The sequence below is a fragment of the Pantoea sp. Lu_F5_004 genome, assembly GCF_051136245.1.
GTDB lineage: Bacteria > Pseudomonadota > Gammaproteobacteria > Enterobacterales > Enterobacteriaceae > Pantoea > Pantoea agglomerans.
The window spans coordinates 3,234,306-3,257,842 of sequence record NZ_CP194946.1 but is presented as its reverse complement, the minus strand read 5'-3'; the positions used below and the strand labels follow the sequence as shown (position 1 = coordinate 3,257,842).

Below are 23,537 nucleotides of genomic sequence, written 5' to 3'. Positions count from 1 at the left end.
TTACTGAATATCAAATAATATTTCTGCTGCAGCGGTAAAAGTTCCTCCCGCCGGGGTCGCAGATTTGCCGGGAATAAGCGTGGCTTTCCAGGTAAACTCGGTTGGTCCCTGACTGGTACTGTTTTTATCTTCTGTGGTTGTACCATTGACATTCATTAGCTGGTTCAAACCGTCCGTAATGCGGATTCCCAGACTGTCACTATTGCCAGTCGCATCCAGAACGCGGATGTAAGTACCGTCTGATGAGGGAGAATTGGTAATCATGGATGCTTTTGCGGCATAGCTGCCGTAATCACTTTTGCAGGTAATAGAAAAACCCAGGTCCCGTGTAACGCCTGCTTTTAATAACGAGGGAGTTACGGTATTGAAATCGACGGTTTTGGTACCATCGGTAGCGCATGTCGGCGTGCTGATAAGTTTCATTTCTCCGACAGTCAGGTTAATGATGTATGAGGCTGGGTTATCGCTGACAATATAATAGTAAGCAAGTAAACCGGCAGGGATAATTGTATTGCCCGTCGGGTCAGATAATTTGATATTACCCGTTTTAAAAAGCTGCACGCGAAAAAACGATCCTGCCGGCAGATCAAGGGTTCCCTCGGTTTCTCCATTGGGAAAGGTAAGAGTACTGGTTGATGGGAAATTGCCGAAAGCTCTGCCATTGCTGAATAATATTTTGATACCAATGCCGGAAATATTTGTTGGATAAATGCGTGTAGACGAATCTTGTCCAGTAAGATTAACAACTCGTTTTCCGTACTCTGTACCTGCAAGACAGGCGTCGTAGCCAATAGCACTGCCCGTGGCTGGGGTGTCGAATTGAGCGATTGGCGTTGTAGTATCTATTGCAGCATCGGCAGTAATAGTAATGGTTTGAGCATTGATAGCGAGCTGCGTGGGTTGACCACGGGCTATTGTGCAGGCAGCCCAGGCACCGGGCGACATGACGATCGCACAAAACAGAAAAACGTAGATCCGTAACATAAATTATTCCTTCTCCTGACTCAGGATGGCGATGATTTCCGGGGGGTACATTTTTGTTAAATCGGCAAAATTTCTCCCGATGCTGTCTTCGGCATATTTCAGTAATAAAATCAGTGGACTGCTGGGCTCCGTCATACCAAACCAGCTGCGAACTTCCTTGATAGTTTGCAGCGCGTCGGCACGATTATTAATGTCTCGACGAAGTGTCTGGATAGGCGCCTGGGGCGCAGGATCGCTAATGACCACCTCAGGAGCTGATTCTGAAGTTTCGTCGAGGGAGGACGCGTTTGTTTCAACATGAATAATGCTGGCAGAGGGTGTGACCTCGACGGCCTGTTCGGACACCGGTTCCAGACTGCCGAACTCTTTGCAGAAAAGTGCAAGGATAGCGGTTAATGTCGCCAGCTCAGGAGCCTCATCCTTCAGCGTTGCAACAAGAGTTTGCTTAATTTGAACGACAAAATGATATGCCTGGACCAGCGGTCGCAACGCATCCTGTGCATTGAGATGCCATTCATGTATCAGTCCGGCTACCGCTGTTTCCGACAACGTTCCGGGCTCGCGCGAAAACAGATGCGCCTTTTCAAACTCCCGAAGCGTGATTTGTAGCCCGGCGGCTTTCGGTAGCAACTGATTGCGTATATCTGTTATCAGGCCTTCAGGATCCTCAAGCTCAGCAAACGCATTTGCCCGTAAAATTGGCGTGAATTCACCTTCGTCCAGTAGTTGAGGATGAAGATCGTCTGGCCATATGGACAACAAGGCAGCGAGCACTTCCGTGCCCTCTGCAATCGCAGCCAGGCCAATTCTGCGAAGCCGACAGCGCATCAGAATGATAATCAGCCTGACATCTTTGCTTTTTTGCAGTAAATCCAGACACTCTCGTTCAGTTTCAGTCCAGTTTATCGGTTCTGCCGCTTCAACAAAGTCACCATATTCTGCAGCCAGTTTGGGCTGCAGCCGGGATTGCAGCATAATAAAGTCCGGAACGTACTCCAGATTTTCACCACAAGGATTATCCTGCGATAACGGTTGCAGCAGGTGCTGATAATAATTAGAACAGATGAGCACAGGTTTCTGATTCATAAGATTTAATTTTGAGTAAGAACTGTATTTCCTGGTTAAAGCGACGGCTGGCGGTGATACATTTCGGGTTCGAAACTCATGCCGTACACTGGAACGGTTGCGTGTTCACGCTCCAGCCAACTGGCATAACCAAGCTGGTGACGGCCATCAAGTCTGGCCTGCGGTACCTGATCGGCTGCCAGAATCAGTTGCACATCCCAGGCATATTCGAATCCGATAAAACTCCGTATCAGTTCGCGTAGCACCGCCATATCGCTGCCCCAGGGACTGAATTGCATATACTGGGAAAGAGACAGCGGCCCCATGAGCACTTTAAATTTATGCTGCCTGTCCAGTACGGTATTGCCGAGAATGGCACCATCGCCAAGCAGAGCGGCGTAACGATCATCACCCAGCGCACTCTGATCCTGGTCGTCCAGAAAAATCCATTGCGGCTCAAACTCTTTCAACTCGACAGGCACTTCAAAGTAATAGTGCAATGCCCCTAACAGACCGTCAGGATTACGGGCTTCACGAATAAGATGGGCAGAGGAGGCCAGTCTGGCATGGACTGGCAGCGGTGAAGAAATGAGTTCGGCAGGGTCGAGTCCGATCAGGCTGCCAACGTAAAACGAGAAGCGCTCGTCATTTTTACGGTCGAGCGAAGCCGTATCCTGTGATAGAAACCAGGCACGATAAAACTGACTCAGCGCACGATGGTGAAAGATGTCGGTGAAATCAATCAGCGTAGGATCGTGCTGTTCATAACGTGAATAAGCGAGCTCTGTCATATGGAGCGGCATGGCTCCCTGCGCCCCCCAGATGCCCAGACCGAATAGCTGAACTTTGATTTTGTCGTCCTGCTGGCTGATTGCCGCTATTTCGCGCGGAGAAAAGGCCATGCTTGCCATCTGTCCCAGCCTGAAGCGTTCCTGTGAGGGAAGCGTGGCAATGCCTGGCGGGGGTAAATCTGGCGTACGAGCAGCGATAGCCCGCATGAGACTGATAAACCCGGCTTCCCACGGCGCGTCATTATCAAACCAGACCTGTAAATCGTCAGGTATTGTCATAGTGCCCCACGCCTGCCAGGGCGAGCCTTCCAGCGTGTAATCAGTCCGCGCTGCATGGAATGTAACTCGGTTTCAGTAAAGATATTGATAGCGGCATGGCGCGCCAGATAGTTTTCCATCACCAGACCAAAGAGATAAGGACTCTTGCCGGAGAATCCCTCTTCGTCGACGGTCAGGCTACAGTTGACCCCACGTCCATAGACCAGCAGACCTTCTTCAGAAAGCCGACGGATTACTGGTTTGGTCTGGCAACCGACCAGACTATTGATCTGTGCAACGGCATCAAGATCGGCTGCGGTAGTAAACATCCGCAGCATATTACGTAATGATTCGCCGCCCTGCGTATGCTCCATGTCTGAGAGAGGCAGGTAATTAAAACTCAGCTGGCGGATAAGCCGCCATGCCGACTCACCGGTATTGAACGGAGGGCGTGGTGCACTTGGCGAACTGACAAAACGAGCCCCCTCAATGGGAACCGAATCGGACATGGTAAGATCAAAACGTCCACTATTTGACAAGAGACGAGGCAAATCACGATTGGTGACCATGGCATCAACTAGCAGGTAGCGAATATGCTCTCCATAGGGTGCCTCTTGCTGATCAACCAGCGAGATGAAGATTTCAGTGCTGGTGTAGGGTGTACGGGTAGTATATTTACGGCTACTGTTCTCCTGCCCACGCGCTTCTCGCCTGACGGAAAAATAGCGTCCGAAATTACCTCCATCTCTGTGGCGCGTTTGATAAAGCGGGTTAAACGTGAGCTCTTCACTGGTTTCCGCCTGTAAACCAAATACCTGATTTACTGAAAATATCTCGTAATCCAGGGGGCGACTGCGATCGGGAACGATGTGGAAACTGTTGAGCGCCCTGTTAACCTCAATGCGATCAACCCGCTTTGGAAACAAATTAATCACTGGCGTACAAAACAGGAGGAAACGCGTGGCATCGATGTGCGGAATGAGCTCCTGCGGGAGCCTGCTGAGCAGGATAATAAGCTCAACTTCATTACTGTTATTTTCCGCCAGGGCAGCAGAAAGTTGTGTGAGAGAAAAAAAGTAAAAACGCTGACTACAGGAAATATATTCCTGAATTAAAGTGTGGCCATGAAACATATTCCATTGCAGCGGCAACAGGCTTTGATCCGGATCCAGCCCTTCAAATTTTAATGGCTGCTGGCTGATGATGCTATATTGTGACTTATCCTGCACGTGACTGCGAACAATAGTAGCCACGTGATGGCCATGCAGCAGTTCAAAGATATGAGAGACAATACGTTCGTCTCCCTGAATGTAAAAAGGAAGTTCATCAAGACCCTTCAGTTCTGAAAAAGCCAAATCGCCTTGCAGTTTCAGTTTGATGCGTAAAGCACCTTTCAACTGATTGTGCTTGATGCGATGGTGTTCCAGATTGGGAATATCAGGTGGCACGGACGTTAAGCGGGCTTCAGTAATCTTCAGCGGCCAAAGAGTAACATTTTGATTATTTCTGAACTCGCAACGGCTCATCTCACCCGGTAATAGCCGGCTAAAGAAAGCGCTTTGTTTGGGAATGTTATAGCCGCTGGTTAAATCACCTTCATTAACATTGGGTGTCAATTGAATAACACCCATTGAAGGAATCGGTGAGTTATAGTTGGGGTAAACAATATCCATTAACCGCTGAGTGAAGTTCGGGAATTCGGCATCAAGCTTAATTTGTGTTCTGGCTGATAAAAAGCAAAACGCCTCAATAAGCCGCTCCACGTAGGGATCGGCAATTTCAATTCCGTTCATACCCAGACGCCCGGCTATCTTGGGATGGCGGCTGGCAAATTCCTGCGCCATTTCTCTGATAAAGATGAGTTCCCGATTGTAGTAATCCAGAAAATTGTGTTCCACTTGGCACCCTGTTAGGTAAAAAACGACTCAAAAAGAAAAGCTAACTTCAGAATCATAAAACGTTCACCAGCATAGAAACGGTAGGGTTTACGCTGTGGTTATCACATCTGTAGTGGCATTATTGTAAAAGTAAATGTTGACCGCACGACAACGCTAATTGTCCTCGTGTGACTATTTAGGAGTAAGGATCGGGCTTTATTCTTAAAAGTGTTTCAAATTATAAATAACAATATCCGTTTTTATTTAACGCGTTTAGAGTGTGTGGAAAGCAGCAGTGAAGTATAAGGGTTTTCTATCAGTTTTTGTTAACCAGAAATAAGCGTTCAATATTCTAATTAAAACGAGATAGGTTATACCGTGGCGATATCAAGAAAGAATCTGTTCGGGAAGTTAAACAGCAGTTTGTTTAAAAGCGTTGAGAGTGCAACAACGCTCTGTAAGCTACGCGGTAACCACTACGTTGAACTGGTGCATTGGTTAAGTCAGCTCTACCAGCAGCAGGATAGTGATTTCCGCCATGTAATTCGGCATTTTGAAATTGATGCTGAAATGCTGGAACGTGATTTTTCACAGGCATTGGCCCGGCTGCCTGCTGGCGCCAGTACTATCGCTGATTTTTCTTACCATATTGAACTGGCTATTGAGCGTGCATGGGTCATGGCCAGCCTGGAATGCCATGATAAGGCCATTCGCAGTAGTCATTTGTTAATGGCGCTTTTGACCACTATGGAGTTGCGTCGTGCATTATTCGCCATTTCGTCGCTCTTTGAAAAGATTCCGCTGGAACATTTAAATAAAGAGTTTGGCTATATTATTCGCGACTCGGCAGAGCAAAGCGATCTTTCCGGCGGCGCCGTTGTAACTGAAGATGCTGGTGTTCCCGGTGAGGCAAGCCATGCGCTAAGTCATCCGCAAAACGGCGGAGGACTGAATCAGTATTCCACTGATCTTACCGCACTTGCTCGTGAGGGTAAGCTCGACCCGGTATTAGGACGTGACAAAGAGATCAATACCATGGTGGATATTCTGCTGCGTCGTCGTCAGAACAATCCATTGCTTACCGGGGAAGCTGGCGTAGGAAAAACGGCGGTTGTGGAAGGTTTAGCGTTGGCCATTGCTGCGGGTGAAGTACCACCTTCGCTGCAAAAAGTGCGATTACTGACGCTTGACATCGTCGCACTCTCAGCCGGGGCCAGCATGAAAGGTGAGTTTGAGGCGCGACTTAAATCTGTGCTGGAAGAGGCCGCCAACTCTGCTGAACCGGTCATCCTGTTCATTGATGAGATTCACACATTGGTGGGCGCTGGCGGTAATGCGGGAACCGGCGATGCCGCTAATCTGATGAAACCCATGCTGGCGCGTGGTCAGCTTCGCACGATAGGTGCCACGACCTGGAGTGAATTTAAACGTCACATAGAAAAGGATCCGGCACTCACTCGTCGCTTTCAGGTGCTACAGGTTGATGAGCCTTCAGAGGATCTCGCTACAGCTATGATTCGTGGTTTGATTCCGGTACTGGAAAAGCATCACAACGTCTGGATTATGGATGAAGCTGTCAGGGCTGCAGTTCGGCTTTCTCATCGATATATCCCTGCTCGTCAGCTGCCTGACAAGGCAATCAGTTTATTAGATACGGCCTGTGCCAGGGTTGCTGTTGCACAGTACGCACCACCGACAGAGCTGCAAATATTAAATTTCCGCAGGCAGTCTGCCCAGGCTGAGCTGACAGAACTCGAAAAGGCGATCGGCTTTGGCAAAGCGGACAACAAGCAACGTGGCCCGGTGCAGGATGTTATTGCAAGCCATACGCAGGAAGCTGAGATCCTTGATCGTCAATGGGCGAAAGAGTGCAAGCTGGTAGCGGATATTATTGAGACGCGACAGCAACTGCAGGCCGCTACGCGAGAGAAAACGGATACGGCGAGTTTGCAGAATCATTTGAATGAACTGGACGCAGCGCTGAGTGAGCTTCGCGGTGAACAGCCACTGGTTCAGGCTGAGGTTAATGCCGCGGTGATCGCCTCAATTGTAGCGAACTGGACAGGTATACCGGTAGGACAGGTGCTTAAGGATGACGTTAGCGCGGTGATGGAACTACCACAACGCCTTTCAGAACGTGTGATCGGGCAGGATTATGCACTGACTTGCCTGAGCCAGAATATTCAGACTGCACGCGCTGGGCTTGCTGATCCACAAAAACCTCATGGCGTTTTTATGCTGGTAGGGCCATCTGGAGTAGGCAAAACAGAGACGGCGCTTGCCATCGCAAGTCAGCTTTATGGCGGTGAGCAGAATCTGATCACAATTAATATGAGTGAATATCAGGAAGCACATACCGTTTCATCGTTGAAAGGGTCACCTCCGGGCTATGTCGGCTACGGGGAAGGTGGCGTGTTAACGGAGGCGGTGCGCCGTAAACCTTACAGCGTAATTTTAATGGATGAAGTTGAAAAAGCACATCCGGATGTTCACGAGCTTTTCTTCCAGGTTTTCGATAAAGGAACAATGGAGGATGGTGAGGGACGGCATATTGATTTCAGAAATACAATTATTTTACTGACCAGTAACACCGGCAGTGAAATTATCAGCATGGCCTGTGCTGATCAGGAAACGATGCCTGATGAAGAGGGGTTGCTGAAAATATTGAATCCTGCGTTACTAAAAGTATTTCCGGCTGCATTTTTGGGGCGTGTCACGGTTATTCCCTATTTGCCACTAACGCCATCGTCGCTGCAGTATATTGTCAGGGTTCATTTAAATCGTATTGCGCAACGCGCTAAGTCGAATTATGACATCAATTTGAATTTTAGTGATGAATTAGTTCAGCATATTGTTGAACAGTGCCCTGTGGCTGAGACAGGGGCAAGGATGCTTATCCGGTTTATTGAGAAAAACATTCTGCCAAAACTGGGTGTGACAGTAATGAATATGGCGGCCAATCCTGATGAGGCTAGTGAGCTGATAACGTTATATGTAAGTTTATCGCAGGAAAAGGTTATTGAAATTTCTGCGATTAAGTAAGTAGTAAGGGAGCGTAGTTATCCAGGGATTTGGTTAAAAAGTTAGTCAAAATATTGGAAATTTTAAAAACTTATAATGGAAACTAAGAGGTTTATTTTATGCGTAAATTAAAACTGTCGGTCTGCGCGGTCGCGATGACTATTGCTTCAGGTTCAGCAATGGCTGTAGGACAAGGTACCGTAACCTTTAACGGTCAACTGATTGCTGAAACCTGTACCATCGCCAACGATTCTATTGATGTCCAGGTGACCCTGCCGACAGTGTCTGTCCAGACGCTGGCAGCAGCGGGTGCAACTGCGGGCTCAAAAGGGTTTGACCTTAATGTCATAGATTGCCCGGCAGGTATCACCCAGGTAGCAGCGCATTTTGAAGCCATTGGCAGCAGTGGTGTGGACAGCACCACCGGTAACCTGACCAACCAGTACACCGGTACTGCTGATGATCCGGCTGCCACTGCAGTACAGGTCCGTCTGTATAACTCTGATGAGCAGCCGCTGAAACTGGGTGAGACCGGTGCTGCCGCAGCGGTTACCAGTGGTAGCGCCACTATGCGTTACTACGGTGGCTACTACGCGACTGCAAAAACCGGTGCGGGCAAAGTCAATGCAAAAGCTGCTTATACGCTGGCCTACCCATAATCGATCAGGTTTTTAATCTTTTTTAGGGCGAGAAATCGCCCTTTTAAAAAATGAATTTTTGCTTTGTAAGTAAACGAAATGCCAGAAGCGCAGGGCGTAATATGAACTATCAACGTGCACTCTTTTTCACACTAATGACATCTTTACTCTCTTTGTTGTTTATTACACAGAGTGTATTAGCCGGTATGACAATATCCGGGACGCGTATTGTTTTTCCCGGAAATGAACGTGAACATATGGTGCGGACCAATAATAAGAGTAGCTCTCCATTGCTGGTGCAGGTCTGGGTAGATGACGGTACGACAAATGGTGATATCAACAAACTTAAGGTGCCTTTCACCGTTACGCCGCCAGTTTACCGTGTTGAACCAGGTAAGGGTCAGAGTGTACGTCTCATCTACAATGGAATGACACTGCCTCAGGATCGTGAATCTGTTTTCTGGTTTAACATGCTGGAAATACCACCAGTTAACGAATCAGTGGCTGATAAAGATCGCCTTGAACTGGCATTCAGAACGCGAATTAAAATATTTTATCGCCCGAGCATTTTGAAAGCGAGCGCATTACGGGAGTTTAATAGCATAAAGTGGCAGGTTATCAGTCCGGCGGAAGGAATCAAAGTGACGAATCCAACACCTTATTATATCTCATTTGATTCAGCTTATATTGTTTCTGGTAATACTAAGTCGCAACTTAAAAGTGATATGATTCCACCTTTCAGCACAAAAGAAATGCTGTTAGATCCTAAAGCACCACGACCCACATCAGTCAATAGTGTTTTGGTTCGGGTTATTAATGATTTTGGTAACGTCATTGAGTATCAGTTGGTAAAGAGTGGCGGTGATAATCTGTCAGTCAGAACTGATAAATAATACTATACCTGCAAGCTGGAATCTTATTTTTATTTGAATCAATACAGTACATATTGTCGTCGGGAGCAGGGAAGTGAAACCGAAAACTAATAGAAAATATGTTCGGCGAATAATATTCGAATCAAAAATTGCTTTAGCAGTTCGTCATGCACTGATCATTTCTTTAGGCGCGGGTTTACCTCTGTTTGCTATTAGCAGCGTTCTTACGTTGCCGTCTGCTGCTCTTGCCAGCGAGATTGGGAAAAGTGTGAAGTTTAACAGTGATTTTATTCATGGTGCCGGCGTAGATATTTCCCGGTTTTATCAGGGCAACCCTGCGCCAGTGGGGGAGTATGTCATACAGGTTTCAATCAATGGCAAACGCCGGGGTATGCATAAAGTCGTTTTCAATTCAGTAGAGGGTAGTACGGGGGCACAGCCCTGCTTTACTGAAGCAGAGTTGAGCCGTCTGGGAATTAAACGCCCTGAGCGCTCTCTGCTGGCTGCCGACCTTAATAAAATGGCTGAGTGCAGAACCATTGATCAATGGATTGAGGGAGCGAATGCGAACTATATAACAGGGGACTTTTTTCTTGAACTAACGGTTCCTCAGGCGAGCCTGCTTCAGCATCCACGAGGTTATACCGACCCCAATACCTGGGATTCTGGTGTGACGGCTGCACTGATTGATTACAACAGTAATATTTATCTCCAGCAGAATTCCAGCCTGTTCGACAGTAATAACGGACACACCGCCAGCGGCAATCTTGGGTTGTTAGCAGGGTTGAATTTCTATGACTGGCGTTTACGCAAGCGGCTAAATACCAACTGGAGCCGGGGCAATTCGTCGCATACACAATCGTTATCCACTTATCTCCAGCGCGATGTTCCTGAACTGAAGAGTGAGTTAACGCTGGGGGACAGTACAACTTCTGGCGATCTGTTCGACAGCATGACAGTTAGAGGTATTCAGTTAGCGTCTGATGATCGCATGCTTCCTGATGGTCTGCGTAACTACACTCCGCTTGTGAAAGGTATCGCTGAATCAAACGCCAGAGTGCAGGTCACACAGCGTGGTCGGATTCTTTATGAAACCACGGTGCCACCAGGGCCGTTTGAAATTACTGATATCGGCGCAATGGGCTATGGTGGCGATTTACAGGTAACGGTCATTGAAGCAGACGGCCGCCAGCGAACACAGATCGTCCCCTTCTCGGCGCCACCTATGTTGCTGCACGATGGCGTCTCACGCTTCGGCATCACCGTCGGCAGGCTTCAGGACGACTCACTGAGGGAAAAACCGAGCCTGGCTCAGGCTTTTTATCAGTATGGGCTGGGGAATATGTACACGTTGTATGGCGGAGGTCAGTTTTCTCCGGATTATGCTGCTGCAGGTATTGGTAACGCTTTCAATACCTCTCTGGGTGGCATATCCATGGACGTTACACACGCCAGAAGCGATCTGGGCAAGGGAAAATCTTCATCTGGTAACAGCGTTAACATAGGATTCAGTAAGTATCTGGAAACGACAGGAACGGATGTCACTCTTGCTGCCTGGCGATACTCTTCAAACGGATTCTATAGTCTGAGAGATGCCGCGCTGGAGCGTTATGGCGTAAGAAATGACGATTACAGGATAGATTATCGTACACGTCAACGTTTGACTGTCAGCCTGGGGCAGCCGTTGTGGAATGATGCTCGGGTGAGCCTCTCCGGCAGTTTTTATAACTACTGGAACACACGTTCATCCAGCAGCCAGTACATGCTGAGTTACAGTAAATCCGAACGTGATTTTTACTGGTCTGTGTCGGCTTCGCGCGCCTATAACGGTTCCGGTAAAGATGTGAATAGTCTGATGTTTTCCATCAATGTTCCGCTGGGGCGCAGCAGTAACCTGTCTGAGAAACCGCTGTTTACGTCAGTTTATTCGACTGTCTCACATGACAATAATGGAGGCAGTTCTCTGCAGGCTAACGCGATAGGTACTCAGGGTGAACAGAATGAACTGAGTTATGGCGTTGGGACGATGGTGAACAGGACACAGAATAATAGCACCAGTAATGCTGTAAACGGCAATGTTAACTATAACTCCTCTGTCGGACAGTTTGGCTCAACCGCATCACTGGGTAATCAGTCAAACCAATTGTCGATATCTGCTAACGGTAGTCTGGTTGCGCACAGTGGCGGCATTACTGCCGGCCCAAGGTTGGGCGATTCACCTTTTGCGCTGGTGGAAGCTCCAGGGGCGAAAGGCGCAAGAATCCTCAACGGTTATGGTTCTGAAATTGATGCTAATGGCTTCGCTATTGTGCCATCACTGACACCCTATCGTGAAAATAACGTGGCGGTTAATACACGCGGCCTCCCGGCTACCGTTGATGTGCTGGAGAATGAAAGTACAGTCATTCCGCGAATGGGCGCAATAGTTAAGGTTAATGTGAAAACAGTGATCGGTGAGCCGATCGTTTTAAAGATTAAAGATAAAGACGGTAGTCCATTACCGATTGGTATGGATATCTATGACGATAAAAATAAAAGCCTAAGCATTATTGGTCAGGGTGGTATGGCATTTGTCAGAGGATGGCAGGCGGAAAAAAGTAATCTTCATGTGAACCGCTCAAATGGTAAACGCCTGTGCGCCATTTATTCAGATGCTGCTATTGCCCGGCAGATGAAAAATGCGCATGGAACCATTACGCAGGTGGAGGTGATATGTCATTAATCAAATTTATGATAAAAAGTGACGGATGTCTGCGAGCGAAATTGTTAGGGGCGTTGACAGGCACTCTGTTTACCTCTGTTGCTTGGGGATGCACCACTGATTGTGCCATTACGGTTAATTTCACCGGTGTGTATAACGACGAAACCTGTAACGTGATCATCAATAATGTCAGTAACAATGAAACGGTGACGTTGCCAAAAATATCAACCACAGCATTGCAAGGTAGTGGCAGTGAAGCAGGCAGCGTGCCCTTTGATATTACGCTAAAGGATTGCCCAGCGAGCCGTACAATTACAGCTTTTTTTAATAGTAGTGCTAATGCTGCAGATGCAACAACGGGTAATTTGGTCAATGCAACCGGTGAAAGCTACAGCAATAATGTACAGATTCGTCTGAGGAAGGAAGATGGCTCTCAGGTAATTATCGACGATAGTACATCAGGGCAAAACTATGTCATTTCATCCTCAGCGGAGCAGGTAACACATGGGTTTTCTGCAAGCTATTATGCGACTGGGAACGCAACTGTTACCGCAGGGTTGGTAATGGCAATAGCCAGCATTGAGCTTGTTTATAAATAAAGGGGGAAGAGGCTGGCTGATTATCGAACGTTAACGACACGAGAATAATAGTTTATTCACAAACGCTTATTAAAGAGTATTCATCATTATGAATAAAAGTAATTCACAAAAATTTATCGCACGAAATCGTGCGCCACGTGTGCAAATTGAATATGACGTGGAAATTTACGGCAGTGAAAAGAAAATTGAGCTGCCTTTCGTTATGGGTGTTCTGGCTGATCTTTCAGGTAAAGCGCTGGAGCCATTACCCCCGGTTGCGGACCGGAAGTTTCTTAGCATTGACATTGATAACTTTGATGAACGCATGAAAGCGATGCGTCCACGCGTTGCTTTCGCCGTGCCGAATACCTTAACCGGTGAGGGCCAGCTGATGGTCGATATGACCTTTGACAGTATGGATGATTTTTCACCAGATGCTATCGCCCGTAAGGTCGATTCACTGGCACAGCTGCTTGAAGCCCGAACTCAGCTGGCTAACCTCCAGACCTATATGGATGGCAAAGCCGGGGCAGAGAATCTGGTCATGAAAGTACTGAATGATAAATCGCTGCTGAATACGTTGGCTTCGTCGCCGAAGCCAAAACAGGCTGATGAAGCCGCGTCCCAAAAGTGATGCAGAGAGATAACTATGTCTACCCAACAAGTAACATCTAAACAGGCTGGCGCAAATACCGCCACACAGAGTGATTTTAATGCGTTATTAACGCGTGAATTTAAACCGAAGTCTCAACAGGCAAAATCAGCGGTTCAGGCAGCGGTGAAAACGCTGGCTGAACAGGCGCTGAGTACGTCAATCACCATGGCTGATGATGCCTATAAAAACATCGCAGCCATCATTGCTGAGATCGATCTCAAGCTCTCTGAGCAGGTCAATCTGATCCTGCATCATGAAGAGTTTCAGCAACTGGAAAGCGCATGGCGTGGTCTTCATTATCTGGTCTATAACACCGAGACTGATGAAAAGCTGAAACTGCGCTTTATGGATATCTCTAAAGACGATCTTCGCCGCAATATGAAGCGCTATAAAGGGATTGCCTGGGATCAAAGTCCGTTATTCAAGCAGATTTATGAAGAAGAGTATGGTCAGTTGGGCGGCGAGCCTTACGGCTGTCTGGTGGCGGATTACCACTTTGACCACAGTCCAGCAGACGTGGATCTGCTCTCCTCGATCGGTAAAGTGGCCGCTTCTTCGCATATGCCATTTATTACTGGTGCGTCACCTTCTGTAATGCAGATGGAGTCATGGCAGGAACTGGCAAATCCACGTGATCTGACCAAAATATTTACCCAAAACCTGGAATATGCCGCATGGAATTCACTGCGTCAGTCTGAAGACTCTCGTTATATTGGTCTGGCTATGCCGCGTTTCCTGGCTCGTCTTCCCTATGGAATTAACAGCAATCCGGTTGATAACTTCAACTTTGAAGAAACAACAGACGGTGCGGATCACAGTAAATTTGTCTGGGCGAACGCCGCGTATGCGATGGCAGTAAATATTAACCGTTCATTCAAACACTATGGCTGGTGCACCATGATCCGCGGTGTTGAAAGCGGTGGTGTGGTAGAAAATCTGCCTTGCCATACTTTCCCGACCGATGACGGCGGTGTGGACATGAAGTGTCCAACCGAGATTGCGATTTCTGATCGTCGTGAAGCTGAACTGGCTAAAAATGGTTTTATCCCGCTGGTGCATCGCAAGAACACTGATTATGCCGCGTTTATTGGTGCGCAGTCGCTTCAGAAGCCAACAGAATATTACGATCCGGATGCGACCGCGAATGCCAATTTGTCAGCACGCTTACCTTATCTGTTTGCCTGCTCGCGCTTTGCTCATTATCTGAAGTGTATCGTACGCGATAAGATCGGTTCTTTTAAAGAGCGTGAGGATATGCAGCGCTGGCTGAACAACTGGGTAATGAATTACGTGGATGGTGATCCCGCTAATTCTTCTCAGGAAACGAAAGCGCGACGCCCGCTGGCAGCAGCTGAAGTGGTTGTGGAAGATGTGGAAGGTAATCCTGGCTATTACCAGGCGAAATTTTTCCTGCGACCACATTTTCAGTTAGAAGGATTAACCGTATCTTTGCGTATGGTTGCTAAATTACCTTCTTTAAAAGGAGTTGTCTGATCAGGAAATTAACTTTCATTGCCTGATTGAGACAATAAAAAAGAGTAATCATTTTATTCTTGTGGTTTTAATTTATTTTTACACTTAATCTGTTGGAAATCATTTCCCACGAGCGGGGAGGTATTTCTGGCGAGTCATTGCCGTTACAAAACATGTAACGTTTTTCGTTAAGAGCTGATAAAGGAGATATTATGGCTCAGGATATGTTCATTAAAATTAATGGTATCGAAGGCGAGTCACTGGATGCCACGCATAAGAATGAGATCGAAGTGCTTTCATGGAATTGGGCGACTGCTCAGCATTCTAATATGCACAGTGGTTCTGGCGGCGGTTCCGGTAAGGCAACGGTAGATGATTTCTGCTTTGAGCATTACATCGACAAAGCAAGCACCAATTTACTTAGCTACTGCCTCTCGGGTAAACACATCAAAGATGTTGAGTTTGTGGTGCGTAAGGCCGGTGGTGATCCGCTGGAATATCTGACCATCAAATTCACTGATGTCATTATTACCCGGGTTGAAACAGCTGGCTCCAGCGTTGATGAAATGCGTCCACGTGAGCGTATAACTTTCGCCTTTACCAAAGTGACTCAGGATTATGTCATGCAGAATGCTGAAGGTGCTAAATCTGGCGTCATTTCTACCAGCTATGATGTGAAAGCAAACCTGCGCAGTTAATCTTCCTGCTGAGCAATAAGTTTTGCCGCCTCGGCGGCAAAACTTTTATCCAACCGGGTGGTTGCATCATTGAATTCTAAAAAGTCGACAATGTAGGTAGATTCATGTTTTGCAGAACAGATATAAAAAGTAATCAACGGAAAATGCGAAATACATTAGCACTCATTTTGCTGACTCTTTTTTTGATCTCCTGCAGCAGTAAAAAAGACCGGATGCCTGAAGATGGTGAGATAAAAATAAATCTGATTGCAGATAAAGATATTAACCCAAACGAGAAGGGCCATCCTGCTCCGCTGAACATATTCATTTATAACATTCGCGATACGGATGTTTTCAGTAATGCCGATTTTTTTGAAATCATTGAAGGTAGCAATAAATCTTTAGCGTCATCTTCATCAAAAATGTACGAAGCAATATTAAAACCCGGCGAGATGCGATCTGTTTTCCTGTCGACAGAAAATAAAGTCCAGGCATTAGGGGTCATTGGAGCATATCGGGATCTTAACGATGCGGTATGGCTGAAAATTTATGAGTTGCCGCCACCAGTCAGCTCCTGGTGGAAAAGAATGTTTAGCGATGATGCCATTGCGTTGAATGTGAATTTTAAGAAGTCAGCAATAACTATTAGAAAAATGGATTAAACCATGAGAACAAATAAGGTCGTCTGGAGTGAAGGACTGTTTCTTCGCCCGCAACTATTTCAACAGCAAGAACGTTATTTTGAATATTACGCACATAAGCGGGCTGCCACGCTGAGTCCTTTTTACTGGGGGTTCTCACAATATGAAATTGACCGTGAAGCGCTGACCTACGGCAAACTGGTCCTTCGAAGTGCCCGGGGCGTGCTTCAGGACGGCACGCCCTTTGATGTGCCCGATCACGCCGATCTGCCTGAGCCGCTGACAATACTGCCAGAGCATTTGGACAAGATGATTTATCTGGCGGTGCCGTTGCGGCTTGATAATAGCGACGAGACAATTTTCAGCCAGAATGACTCCAGTTCGCTGGCGCGTTTCCGGGCTGAAGAGGCTGAGCTCTGCGATACCAATTCAATCAGGCAGGGACCTAAGCCGGTTCAGCTGGCGATGCTTCGATTGAAACTGGTATCGCAAGCTGAGATGACCGAATCATGGATTGGCCTGCCGCTTACCCGGGTAAAAGCTATTCAGCCAGACGGCAGCGTTCTGTTACATGTGGATGATTATATTCCTCCGGTAACCGGCTATGCCGCAAATCCATTACTTAAAGAGTGGCTGACGCACCTGAATGGGCTGGTCAAAATACGCGCGGAGATGCTGGCCGCGCGTCTTTCAACTTCCGACGGTAAGGCAAGCGCCAGCGCCGAGGTTGTGGATTATCTGCTGCTGCAAATCTTCAATAAATATGAACCCATTCTTGATCATTTGCGGCATATACCTGAACTGCCGCCGATTATTTTGTATGAAGAGCTGGCAAAACTGGCAGGGGAACTCTCCACCTTTATTCGTGTTAAGACCCGACGTCCGAAAGCGGCACCGGGATATGATCATGCAGGGCTCTATTCCTCTATTCGGCCATTGGTTGAAGAGGTTAACGATCTCATGAATCAAATTCTGGTACGAGCAGGGCAGCTTATTGATCTCCGCGCGAAAGGTAACGGTGTCTGGTCAGCATCGGTGCTGCCGGGTGAACTGCAGTCATTCTCAAATATTGTCCTGGCCGTCAACGCTCAATTGCCGATGGACGTTTTGCAGCAGCAATTTCATGCTCAGGCCAAAATCAGTGCGCCGCAACAGTTGCACGAACTGGTTCGTTCACACCTGCCTGGACTTACTTTGCAGAGTTTGCCGGTTCCACCGCGGCAGATCCCCTATAGCGCTGGCTATGTCTATTTCGAACTGCTTAAGAATGGATCTTTTTGGGACAAAATATCGACCACCGGCGCACTGGCGCTGCACATCGCAGGTGAATTTCCTGGGCTTAAGATGGAATTGTGGGGAATCAGGAGCTGATGAAAGACGATACCAATTCTCCGGACGCGCGTTCATCAGAACGCGAAGTCGGCGAGAGTCGTTCGCCGCAGGCACTGGGTAAGTTTCTTCTTGATGAGCAGGGTGACTGGATCGAGCCGCCGGAACCGCCACATGACAGTCATAACGAAGGCACCAGAAAAGGCGGGCAGGCTTCCAGACAAGAGCGTATGCCTGGTAGTGAGAGCGTACAGCAACGTATTCTGAAGGTCAGAGCTGCGGATAATCCGCTGCTGGAGGCGGCTCAGCCTCTGTTACGGGCGCTGGGCGATATGCCTGACAACGTCAGTGACATGACGCATGTTGAGATACTGAAAAATACGCTTAAAAACCAGATAAATTTATTCAGTGTTGTCTGTGACGAAGTGAATATACCCTGGAAAAAAATGGCGATTGTACGCTATTGCCTCTGTACTGCGCTTGACGAATTTGCGCACACCACAACGTGGGGACTGGCCGCGGGCTGGTCGCAGAGCAACCTGCTAAACCACTTTGAAGGGGATAACGACGGCGGTAATAAGTTTTTCTTACTGGTAGGTCGCTTGTCGATGAATCCCTCCGAATTTGTCGATGTACTGGAGATACTGCTGCGCATTCTCGGCCTTGGTTTTGAAGGCCGTTACAGCATTATTGAGGATGGCGATCGACAGCTGACTAAAATCCGGCAGCGACTGCTGACGTTAATTCAGAGTGCACGTAATACGACTCAGCCAGCCCTTTCACCTCATGGTTTATTGCCTGGCGGTCCTATACAGCGTGAAAAGAACATTCTGCCTGTCCGGCTTACGGCTCTGTGCGTAGGTGTGCTAGTCGCCTCAGCGTTTATCGGTTCGAAATACATGTTGCTGACCCGGCTCGACGGCATCACAAGCGATATCAATGCCATGCACAACATCAACGTTGTCATGTCGCAGACTAAAACTCGTCTCAGGCTGGCCATTTTGCTGCGTAACGAAATCCAGAAGCAGCTGCTCAGCGTAGATGAAACTCAAACCCAGAGCAAAGTTGTGCTCAAAGGTGACTCGTTGTTCCGTTCAGGTTCAACGTCGCTTGAGCCCGACATGGTCAAAGTTATCCAGCGCATTGCTCGTGAGGTTCAGCGCGTGAAAGGTGAGGTGCTAATTGTCGGCCACACGGATGCTACGCCAATCAACCGGCCTTTATTGCCGAATAACGAAGTGTTGTCGGAAAAACGTGCGGCAGAAGTTGGCCGCTATTTTATTGCAGCAGGTTTGCCGAGTAACAAAGTAAAAGTCAAAGGTGTAGGCAGCAGCCAGCCGTTGGCTTCCGACGCCACTGCTCAGGGTCGATCAAAGAATCGCCGTGTAGAATTTTTTGTCACGTATTAACGAGAGCAACAATGTCCTATTTAAATAGAGTCTTCGCGGCGCGGTTTATGAAGACGCTGCTGATTGTGTGTTGTATCGGATTGCTGATTGCAGCGATCTGGTTTCTGGGACCCTTTTTTGGTTTTGGCGTGTCACGTCCATTGCAGAGCATTGAGTCACGCGTGATCTTTACTTTGCTGGCCGCACTTTGCCTGGTCTGCTTCTGGCTACGTTGGCCGTTGTTTATCGCGTTAACTGCAACGTTGTGTGTCATGGTCTGGGTGTTTGGCCCTTTTCTGCTGGTGGGCGAAAAACATCCCCTGACTGCTGTGGGTGTCAGGCTGGCGATCATCGGAATAATGCTGGTCTGCGCATTGTTGTATGGTCTTTGGTTACTGCTACTGGCCCTGAAGGATAATCCGGCACTGCTGGATAAATTCGCCCAAAACAAAACTGCAACGAAAGAAAGTGATACATCCGAAATCTCAGCGGCCATTGCTCGTGCAGTTGATTACGTCAACAAACGCCACGGTAATCTCTCTTTTTTCCAGCGTGTCATTCTGGCGCGAAAACCGCTGGACCGATTGCCCTGGTACATGGTTCTGGGAACTCAGAATGCAGGTAAAACTTCAGCTATCCTCGCATCCGGACAAGATTTTCCGCTACCTGATCAGCTTAATCAGGTCAGTAAGCCCGCCAGTGCCACTGAGAATTGCGAATGCTGGCTGGCCAATGATGCTATCTATGTTGATACCGCAGGCAAATATGTCAGCGATCCCGATTCCACTATTAACGAATGGCGAGCGGTCCTTAAGACCTTAAAGAAATATCGCCCGGTTAAAGCGCTGAACGGCGTGATTATTGCCGTCTCCGCGGCAGATTTAGTGGGTCGCAGCCAGGCTGAACTCTTTGAGCTGGCGGCAAGCCTGCGCGCCAGGATTGACGACATTCGTCAAACACTGGGCGTGCGTTTTCCTGTGTATGTGCTGGTCACAAAACTCGATCAACTGCCAGGCTTTGCTGAATACTTCAGAATGCTGACGGAGCAGGAACGGGAGCAGGTATGGGGAGTCACCTTCCCCTATGGCGATATCAACACCCTGGCACCATCGGGGCTGCAGAGCCAGATAAAAGCAGAGTTTGCGCTGCTTCAGGAGCGTATCGAGCGCGATATTATTGTCCGTCAGCAGGAGGAGTACGCTAATCGCGATCGAAAAAAAATGTACGGATTGCCACAGGATTTTCATCTCTTGTCAGAGCATGTCGCAGAAGTGGTGCACAATATTGTATTCGCTTCCCGCTACGATGAGTCGCAGAACTACACCCTGTTACGTGGTATCTATTTCTGCAGCAGTCATCAGCCCGTTGGATTCAGCTTACTGAACAATCAGAGCATCATCCGCCAGTGGCAGAACTATGTTGAGAATACATCACCCACGGTGTCAGCTTCACTGACCGCACAACCTCAGGAGCGTGATTTTCTGGTGGGCGATGTCTCCTACGGGCGTCAGTATTTCCTCAGAGAGCTCTTTAGCGAGGTCATTGTTAAAGATCGCGGCCTGGCGCGCCATAACCTGGCCAATGAATCAAAGTTCCGCCTGCAGCGTTTTCTGGGTCATACCTTTTCCCTCATGCTGGCTGTGGTTCTGCTGAACGGTTTTTGGCACAGCTATCATCATAATAGTGGCTACCTCCGTGTTGTGGAGGGGAAGGTCAGCACACTTGATACAGAAATAAGAAACTTCGTCAAAAAGCCGACCGATAGTCTGCTTCCTCGTCTGTTAACACTTTCACAATATCTGCCGGAATATGGCTCGCTGGCGTTATTTAATCCACCACTTGAGTGGCGCTATGGGCTTTATACCGGTGGCGAAGTTGTGGAGTCTTCCGACTCACTCTATCAGTTCTTTTTACAGCGTTTGCTTCTGCCGCAGATAGAGCAGCAGGTTAGCCTTGCTCTTCAGAACGCCATTGATAATGGTCAGTCTGAACCAATTTTCCGCTTACTGAAACTCTACTTGCAGGTTCACGGACAGGGGACGTTCGACAAGTCGTATATGATCGCTGCCATTACCCGTCTGTGGGAAAGCACCGGAAAGCTACAGCCTTATGAGGAGCGCCGGATTTTTGTGGCCCACCTGAATCGACTTTTTGACTCGCCTGAATGGCGACGTTATGGGCAGAGTCTGGATGACGGTCTGGTTAAATATGCGCGGGCAATGCTTGAGCGTGACGATCTGGCAAGCCGGCTCTATGAACGCATAAAAGATTCGGTCATGCAGGATGCGCCAGCCGATCTGACATTAAACGCGATGACGAAGTCTCGCGGCAGTGAATTGTTCACGCTCATTGACGAAAGCGGTGTGACAGCTATTCCCGGACTGTTTACCCGTGCTGGCTACTACGACGTGTTTAAAAAAAATGGAACCCGGTTTGATCTGGCTGCAACGTGAGGATGCGTGGGTATTAGGTAAAGCTGAGCAGAGCGGGTCGGAAGAGCAGAACAGATTAATCCCCAGTACGGTACTGGTTAATCCCGTACAGCAGCAAATTCTAAAGCGCTATCTGGATGAATATGCACGCTACTGGCAGGGCTTTCTAGGCAATATTCGTCTTAAAACCGACCTGTTGCAGCTGGATGATGCCTATACAGGGACGGGCATGGCGGGCGACATTTATATGCTACGCGTGCTCAGTGCGTCTGATTCGCCACTGGCAAACCTGCTGTCCCGCGCAGTGAGCGAAACCACGCTGGTCGGCAAAGAGAATACATCGTTGTTTGAGAAGGTCAGTAATAAGGGGCAAATCCTGAGCGCCGCGACCAAAGTGAGCCTTGCGTATACTGCGATAGAAAAAAAATTACTTCAGGAGCAGGTTGATAATCAGTTTGCGCCATTACGTGAATTTGTAACCGGTAAACGCGAGCTGGCAGCAGAAATGCCTCCGTTGAGTGGCGAAGCGGGGTTGAGCAAATTACTGGGTTCCCTTAACGAGCAATACACTCTGTTTGTGGTCTACGAAGATGCATTGAAAAACGGCAATGCGATGGCGCTTTCCAGTTCGGCGAAACAGCTGGGTGCTGAGGCTCAAACCTGGCCGGACCCGCTGCCTGTTGTTATTGCTCCGTTGCTTGAAGGTGCATGGCATCGTGCTCACCGTGAGGCCATTGCTAAAAGTAACGAAGGTATCGAAGACAAAATTGGGCAGATTTGCCGTGCGACGTTGCAGGGACGCTATCCTTTCGCTCAAAGCCAGCGTGAAGTTAAAGTTGCCGATTTTGAACGCTTCTTTGCTGCAGGTGGCGTAGTAGATGATTACTTCAAAAAGAATCTGGCAGACAAAGTGGACACGTCAACGCGCCCCTGGCGTTATAAAGGCGACAGTGAAGAAAATGAAAGTACATTGGCTTTGTTTGAAAAAGCGGCCGAGATTCGTCATCTCTTTTTTCAGGAAGAGGGGGGCGACGTCTTTCGCTGCTCTTTGATGTGTCAGTACCCTATTTAGATCCGTCTATTACTCAACTTAATATGAACTTTGACGGCAAGCAGGTGAATTATGCCCACTGGCCGGTTTCACCGGTTTCAGTTCTCTGGCCAGCTTCGCGTATGACCTCAAAAGTGATGATCAACGCCATGCCACGTGTCGCGTCGGGTACGTCGTCGATGAGCTTTTCCGGTCCGTGGGCACTGTTTCGCTGGATGGATCACGCCAGTGATATGCTGGTTACGCAGTCCGGCGAGATGCAATGGGTCTATGAACTGGATTCCCGTCGGGCGAATATTGGCATCTCTGGTCTGACTTATAAAGATCGGTCATTGGTGGCCCTGTTGAGAGATTTTCACTGTTCTGGCGACTATTAAGAATCAGCGGCCATTACGCCAGAGGATATTATGTCGATACGCATGTTTTTATTGATCGATGGATTACGTCCAGGCCTGTTAAGGCGCTCAGGAAAAATCCATCGTGAAGTGCGATCAATTATTACCCAACATATATTGCCAAATATCGGTTCCGGCATGTCTGAGGAATTATCGGTAGAGCATTATCCCTGGTGCTTTATTATTTCGGGGGCGCCGCAGGCAAAACAACGATATTGCGCAGGTGCATTTAGTCTGACGTCAGGAAAAGAGGGTGAGAAACAACTCTTTGTTATATGCAGCGTTGTTTCTGCTTCGTGGTTGCAAAAAAATATGCACACTAAATATCCGCTGACATTTTGGGCAGCGAGAATTTTAAACCTTGCAGGTGAAAAGGATATGGCATCAAAGAGCTGGCAACCACTATATCAATGGTTCAGAGCACTTCGATGGGCATATTCTCCCTGGAGGCAGTTTTTACTTAAGCCGACATGGCGCTTTGAAAAACAATCAAAAATGCTATTCAGGGAGGGATCGCAACAGGATTATCGCATAGCGGAGGGTGATGGCGTCGGCGTTATGCCATGGAAGAACTGGCCTGACTGCCTTCAGCGCGAGGCTGGGATCTGGATTTGGCAACAAAGCCGACACCGAATGGTTCTGGATTCGCAAAGAATTTCATTACGGCATGAAAAGACTAACCCGGCTGACGGGTCTTTTTAAAAATTCATA

19 protein-coding genes are annotated in these 23,537 nt (G+C 48.0%); 15 read left to right on the top strand and 4 right to left on the bottom strand.

What is annotated here, in order from left to right:
* From ACR8BN_RS15255 to tssF, 4 genes are read right to left on the bottom strand one after another with little or no spacing between them, the layout of a single operon-like run.
* Positions 1–984 carry a fimbrial protein gene (locus ACR8BN_RS15255; protein ID WP_031590442.1) on the bottom strand — a complete coding sequence of 328 codons (984 nt, stop codon included), beginning with the start codon at positions 982–984 and terminating at the stop codon, positions 1–3.
* A gap of 3 nt (positions 985–987) precedes the next feature.
* A complete protein-coding gene (locus ACR8BN_RS15250; protein ID WP_031590441.1) occupies positions 988–2,070 on the bottom strand; it encodes an ImpA family type VI secretion system protein in 1,083 nt (360 codons plus the stop codon).
* Positions 2,071–2,105: 35 nt separating this feature from the next.
* Positions 2,106–3,119 carry a type VI secretion system baseplate subunit TssG gene (gene tssG, locus ACR8BN_RS15245; RefSeq protein ID WP_031590440.1) on the bottom strand — a complete coding sequence of 338 codons (1,014 nt, stop codon included), beginning with the start codon at positions 3,117–3,119 and terminating at the stop codon, positions 2,106–2,108.
* Positions 3,116–4,996 (bottom strand): type VI secretion system baseplate subunit TssF, encoded by a 1,881-nt coding sequence (gene tssF / locus ACR8BN_RS15240; protein ID WP_191938454.1) that lies wholly within the window; start codon positions 4,994–4,996, stop codon positions 3,116–3,118. Before tssF ends, tssG begins: the two co-directional genes overlap by 4 nt.
* A gap of 357 nt (positions 4,997–5,353) precedes the next feature.
* Here tssF and tssH point away from each other — a divergent pair, with 357 nt between their 5' ends.
* The 15 genes from tssH to ACR8BN_RS15165 all read left to right on the top strand — a co-directional run bounded on the left by tssH (position 5,354) and on the right by ACR8BN_RS15165 (position 23,528).
* Positions 5,354–8,017: a type VI secretion system ATPase TssH gene (tssH, locus tag ACR8BN_RS15235; protein ID WP_434747081.1), complete on the top strand. Its 2,664-nt coding sequence runs from the start codon at positions 5,354–5,356 to the stop codon at positions 8,015–8,017.
* A 98-nt stretch (positions 8,018–8,115) separates the two neighbouring features.
* Complete coding sequence (locus ACR8BN_RS15230) at positions 8,116–8,655, top strand: fimbrial protein (protein WP_191938452.1); 540 nt, start codon at positions 8,116–8,118, stop codon at positions 8,653–8,655.
* A 101-nt stretch (positions 8,656–8,756) separates the two neighbouring features.
* Positions 8,757–9,527 carry a fimbrial biogenesis chaperone gene (locus ACR8BN_RS15225; protein WP_031590435.1) on the top strand — a complete coding sequence of 257 codons (771 nt, stop codon included), beginning with the start codon at positions 8,757–8,759 and terminating at the stop codon, positions 9,525–9,527.
* Between the two features lie 73 nt (positions 9,528–9,600).
* Complete coding sequence (locus ACR8BN_RS15220) at positions 9,601–12,228, top strand: fimbria/pilus outer membrane usher protein (protein ID WP_434747080.1); 2,628 nt, start codon at positions 9,601–9,603, stop codon at positions 12,226–12,228.
* Positions 12,219–12,806, top strand: a complete 588-nt coding sequence (locus ACR8BN_RS15215; RefSeq protein WP_242455668.1) for a fimbrial protein — start codon at positions 12,219–12,221, stop codon at positions 12,804–12,806. Before ACR8BN_RS15220 ends, ACR8BN_RS15215 begins: the two co-directional genes overlap by 10 nt.
* 85 nt (positions 12,807–12,891) lie before the next feature.
* Positions 12,892–13,419, top strand: a complete 528-nt coding sequence (gene tssB, locus ACR8BN_RS15210; protein WP_031590432.1) for a type VI secretion system contractile sheath small subunit — start codon at positions 12,892–12,894, stop codon at positions 13,417–13,419.
* Positions 13,420–13,434: 15 nt separating this feature from the next.
* Positions 13,435–14,934 carry a type VI secretion system contractile sheath large subunit gene (gene tssC, locus ACR8BN_RS15205; protein ID WP_031590429.1) on the top strand — a complete coding sequence of 500 codons (1,500 nt, stop codon included), beginning with the start codon at positions 13,435–13,437 and terminating at the stop codon, positions 14,932–14,934.
* Between the two features lie 191 nt (positions 14,935–15,125).
* Entirely contained in the window at positions 15,126–15,611 is a 486-nt protein-coding gene (locus ACR8BN_RS15200) for an Hcp family type VI secretion system effector (protein WP_031590428.1), read from the top strand.
* Positions 15,612–15,754: 143 nt separating this feature from the next.
* Positions 15,755–16,252: a type VI secretion system lipoprotein TssJ gene (tssJ, locus tag ACR8BN_RS15195; protein WP_430018371.1), complete on the top strand. Its 498-nt coding sequence runs from the start codon at positions 15,755–15,757 to the stop codon at positions 16,250–16,252.
* A 3-nt stretch (positions 16,253–16,255) separates the two neighbouring features.
* Positions 16,256–17,602, top strand: a complete 1,347-nt coding sequence (gene tssK / locus ACR8BN_RS15190) for a type VI secretion system baseplate subunit TssK (RefSeq protein ID WP_031590425.1) — start codon at positions 16,256–16,258, stop codon at positions 17,600–17,602.
* Entirely contained in the window at positions 17,602–18,969 is a 1,368-nt protein-coding gene (gene tssL, locus ACR8BN_RS15185; RefSeq protein WP_434747079.1) for a type VI secretion system protein TssL, long form, read from the top strand. The genes tssK and tssL overlap by 1 nt, the downstream gene beginning before the upstream one ends.
* A gap of 281 nt (positions 18,970–19,250) precedes the next feature.
* A complete protein-coding gene (gene tssM, locus ACR8BN_RS15180) occupies positions 19,251–21,401 on the top strand; it encodes a type VI secretion system membrane subunit TssM (protein WP_434747078.1) in 2,151 nt (716 codons plus the stop codon).
* On the top strand, positions 21,382–22,452 hold the full coding sequence (locus tag ACR8BN_RS15175; protein ID WP_434747077.1) for an ImcF-related family protein: 1,071 nt from the start codon (positions 21,382–21,384) through the stop codon (positions 22,450–22,452). Before tssM ends, ACR8BN_RS15175 begins: the two co-directional genes overlap by 20 nt.
* Positions 22,453–22,475: 23 nt before the next feature.
* Positions 22,476–22,808: a type VI secretion IcmF C-terminal domain-containing protein gene (locus ACR8BN_RS15170; protein WP_434747076.1), complete on the top strand. Its 333-nt coding sequence runs from the start codon at positions 22,476–22,478 to the stop codon at positions 22,806–22,808.
* Positions 22,809–22,838: 30 nt separating this feature from the next.
* Positions 22,839–23,528 carry a hypothetical protein gene (locus ACR8BN_RS15165; RefSeq protein WP_031590421.1) on the top strand — a complete coding sequence of 230 codons (690 nt, stop codon included), beginning with the start codon at positions 22,839–22,841 and terminating at the stop codon, positions 23,526–23,528.
* The last annotated feature ends 9 nt before the right edge of the window (positions 23,529–23,537 follow it).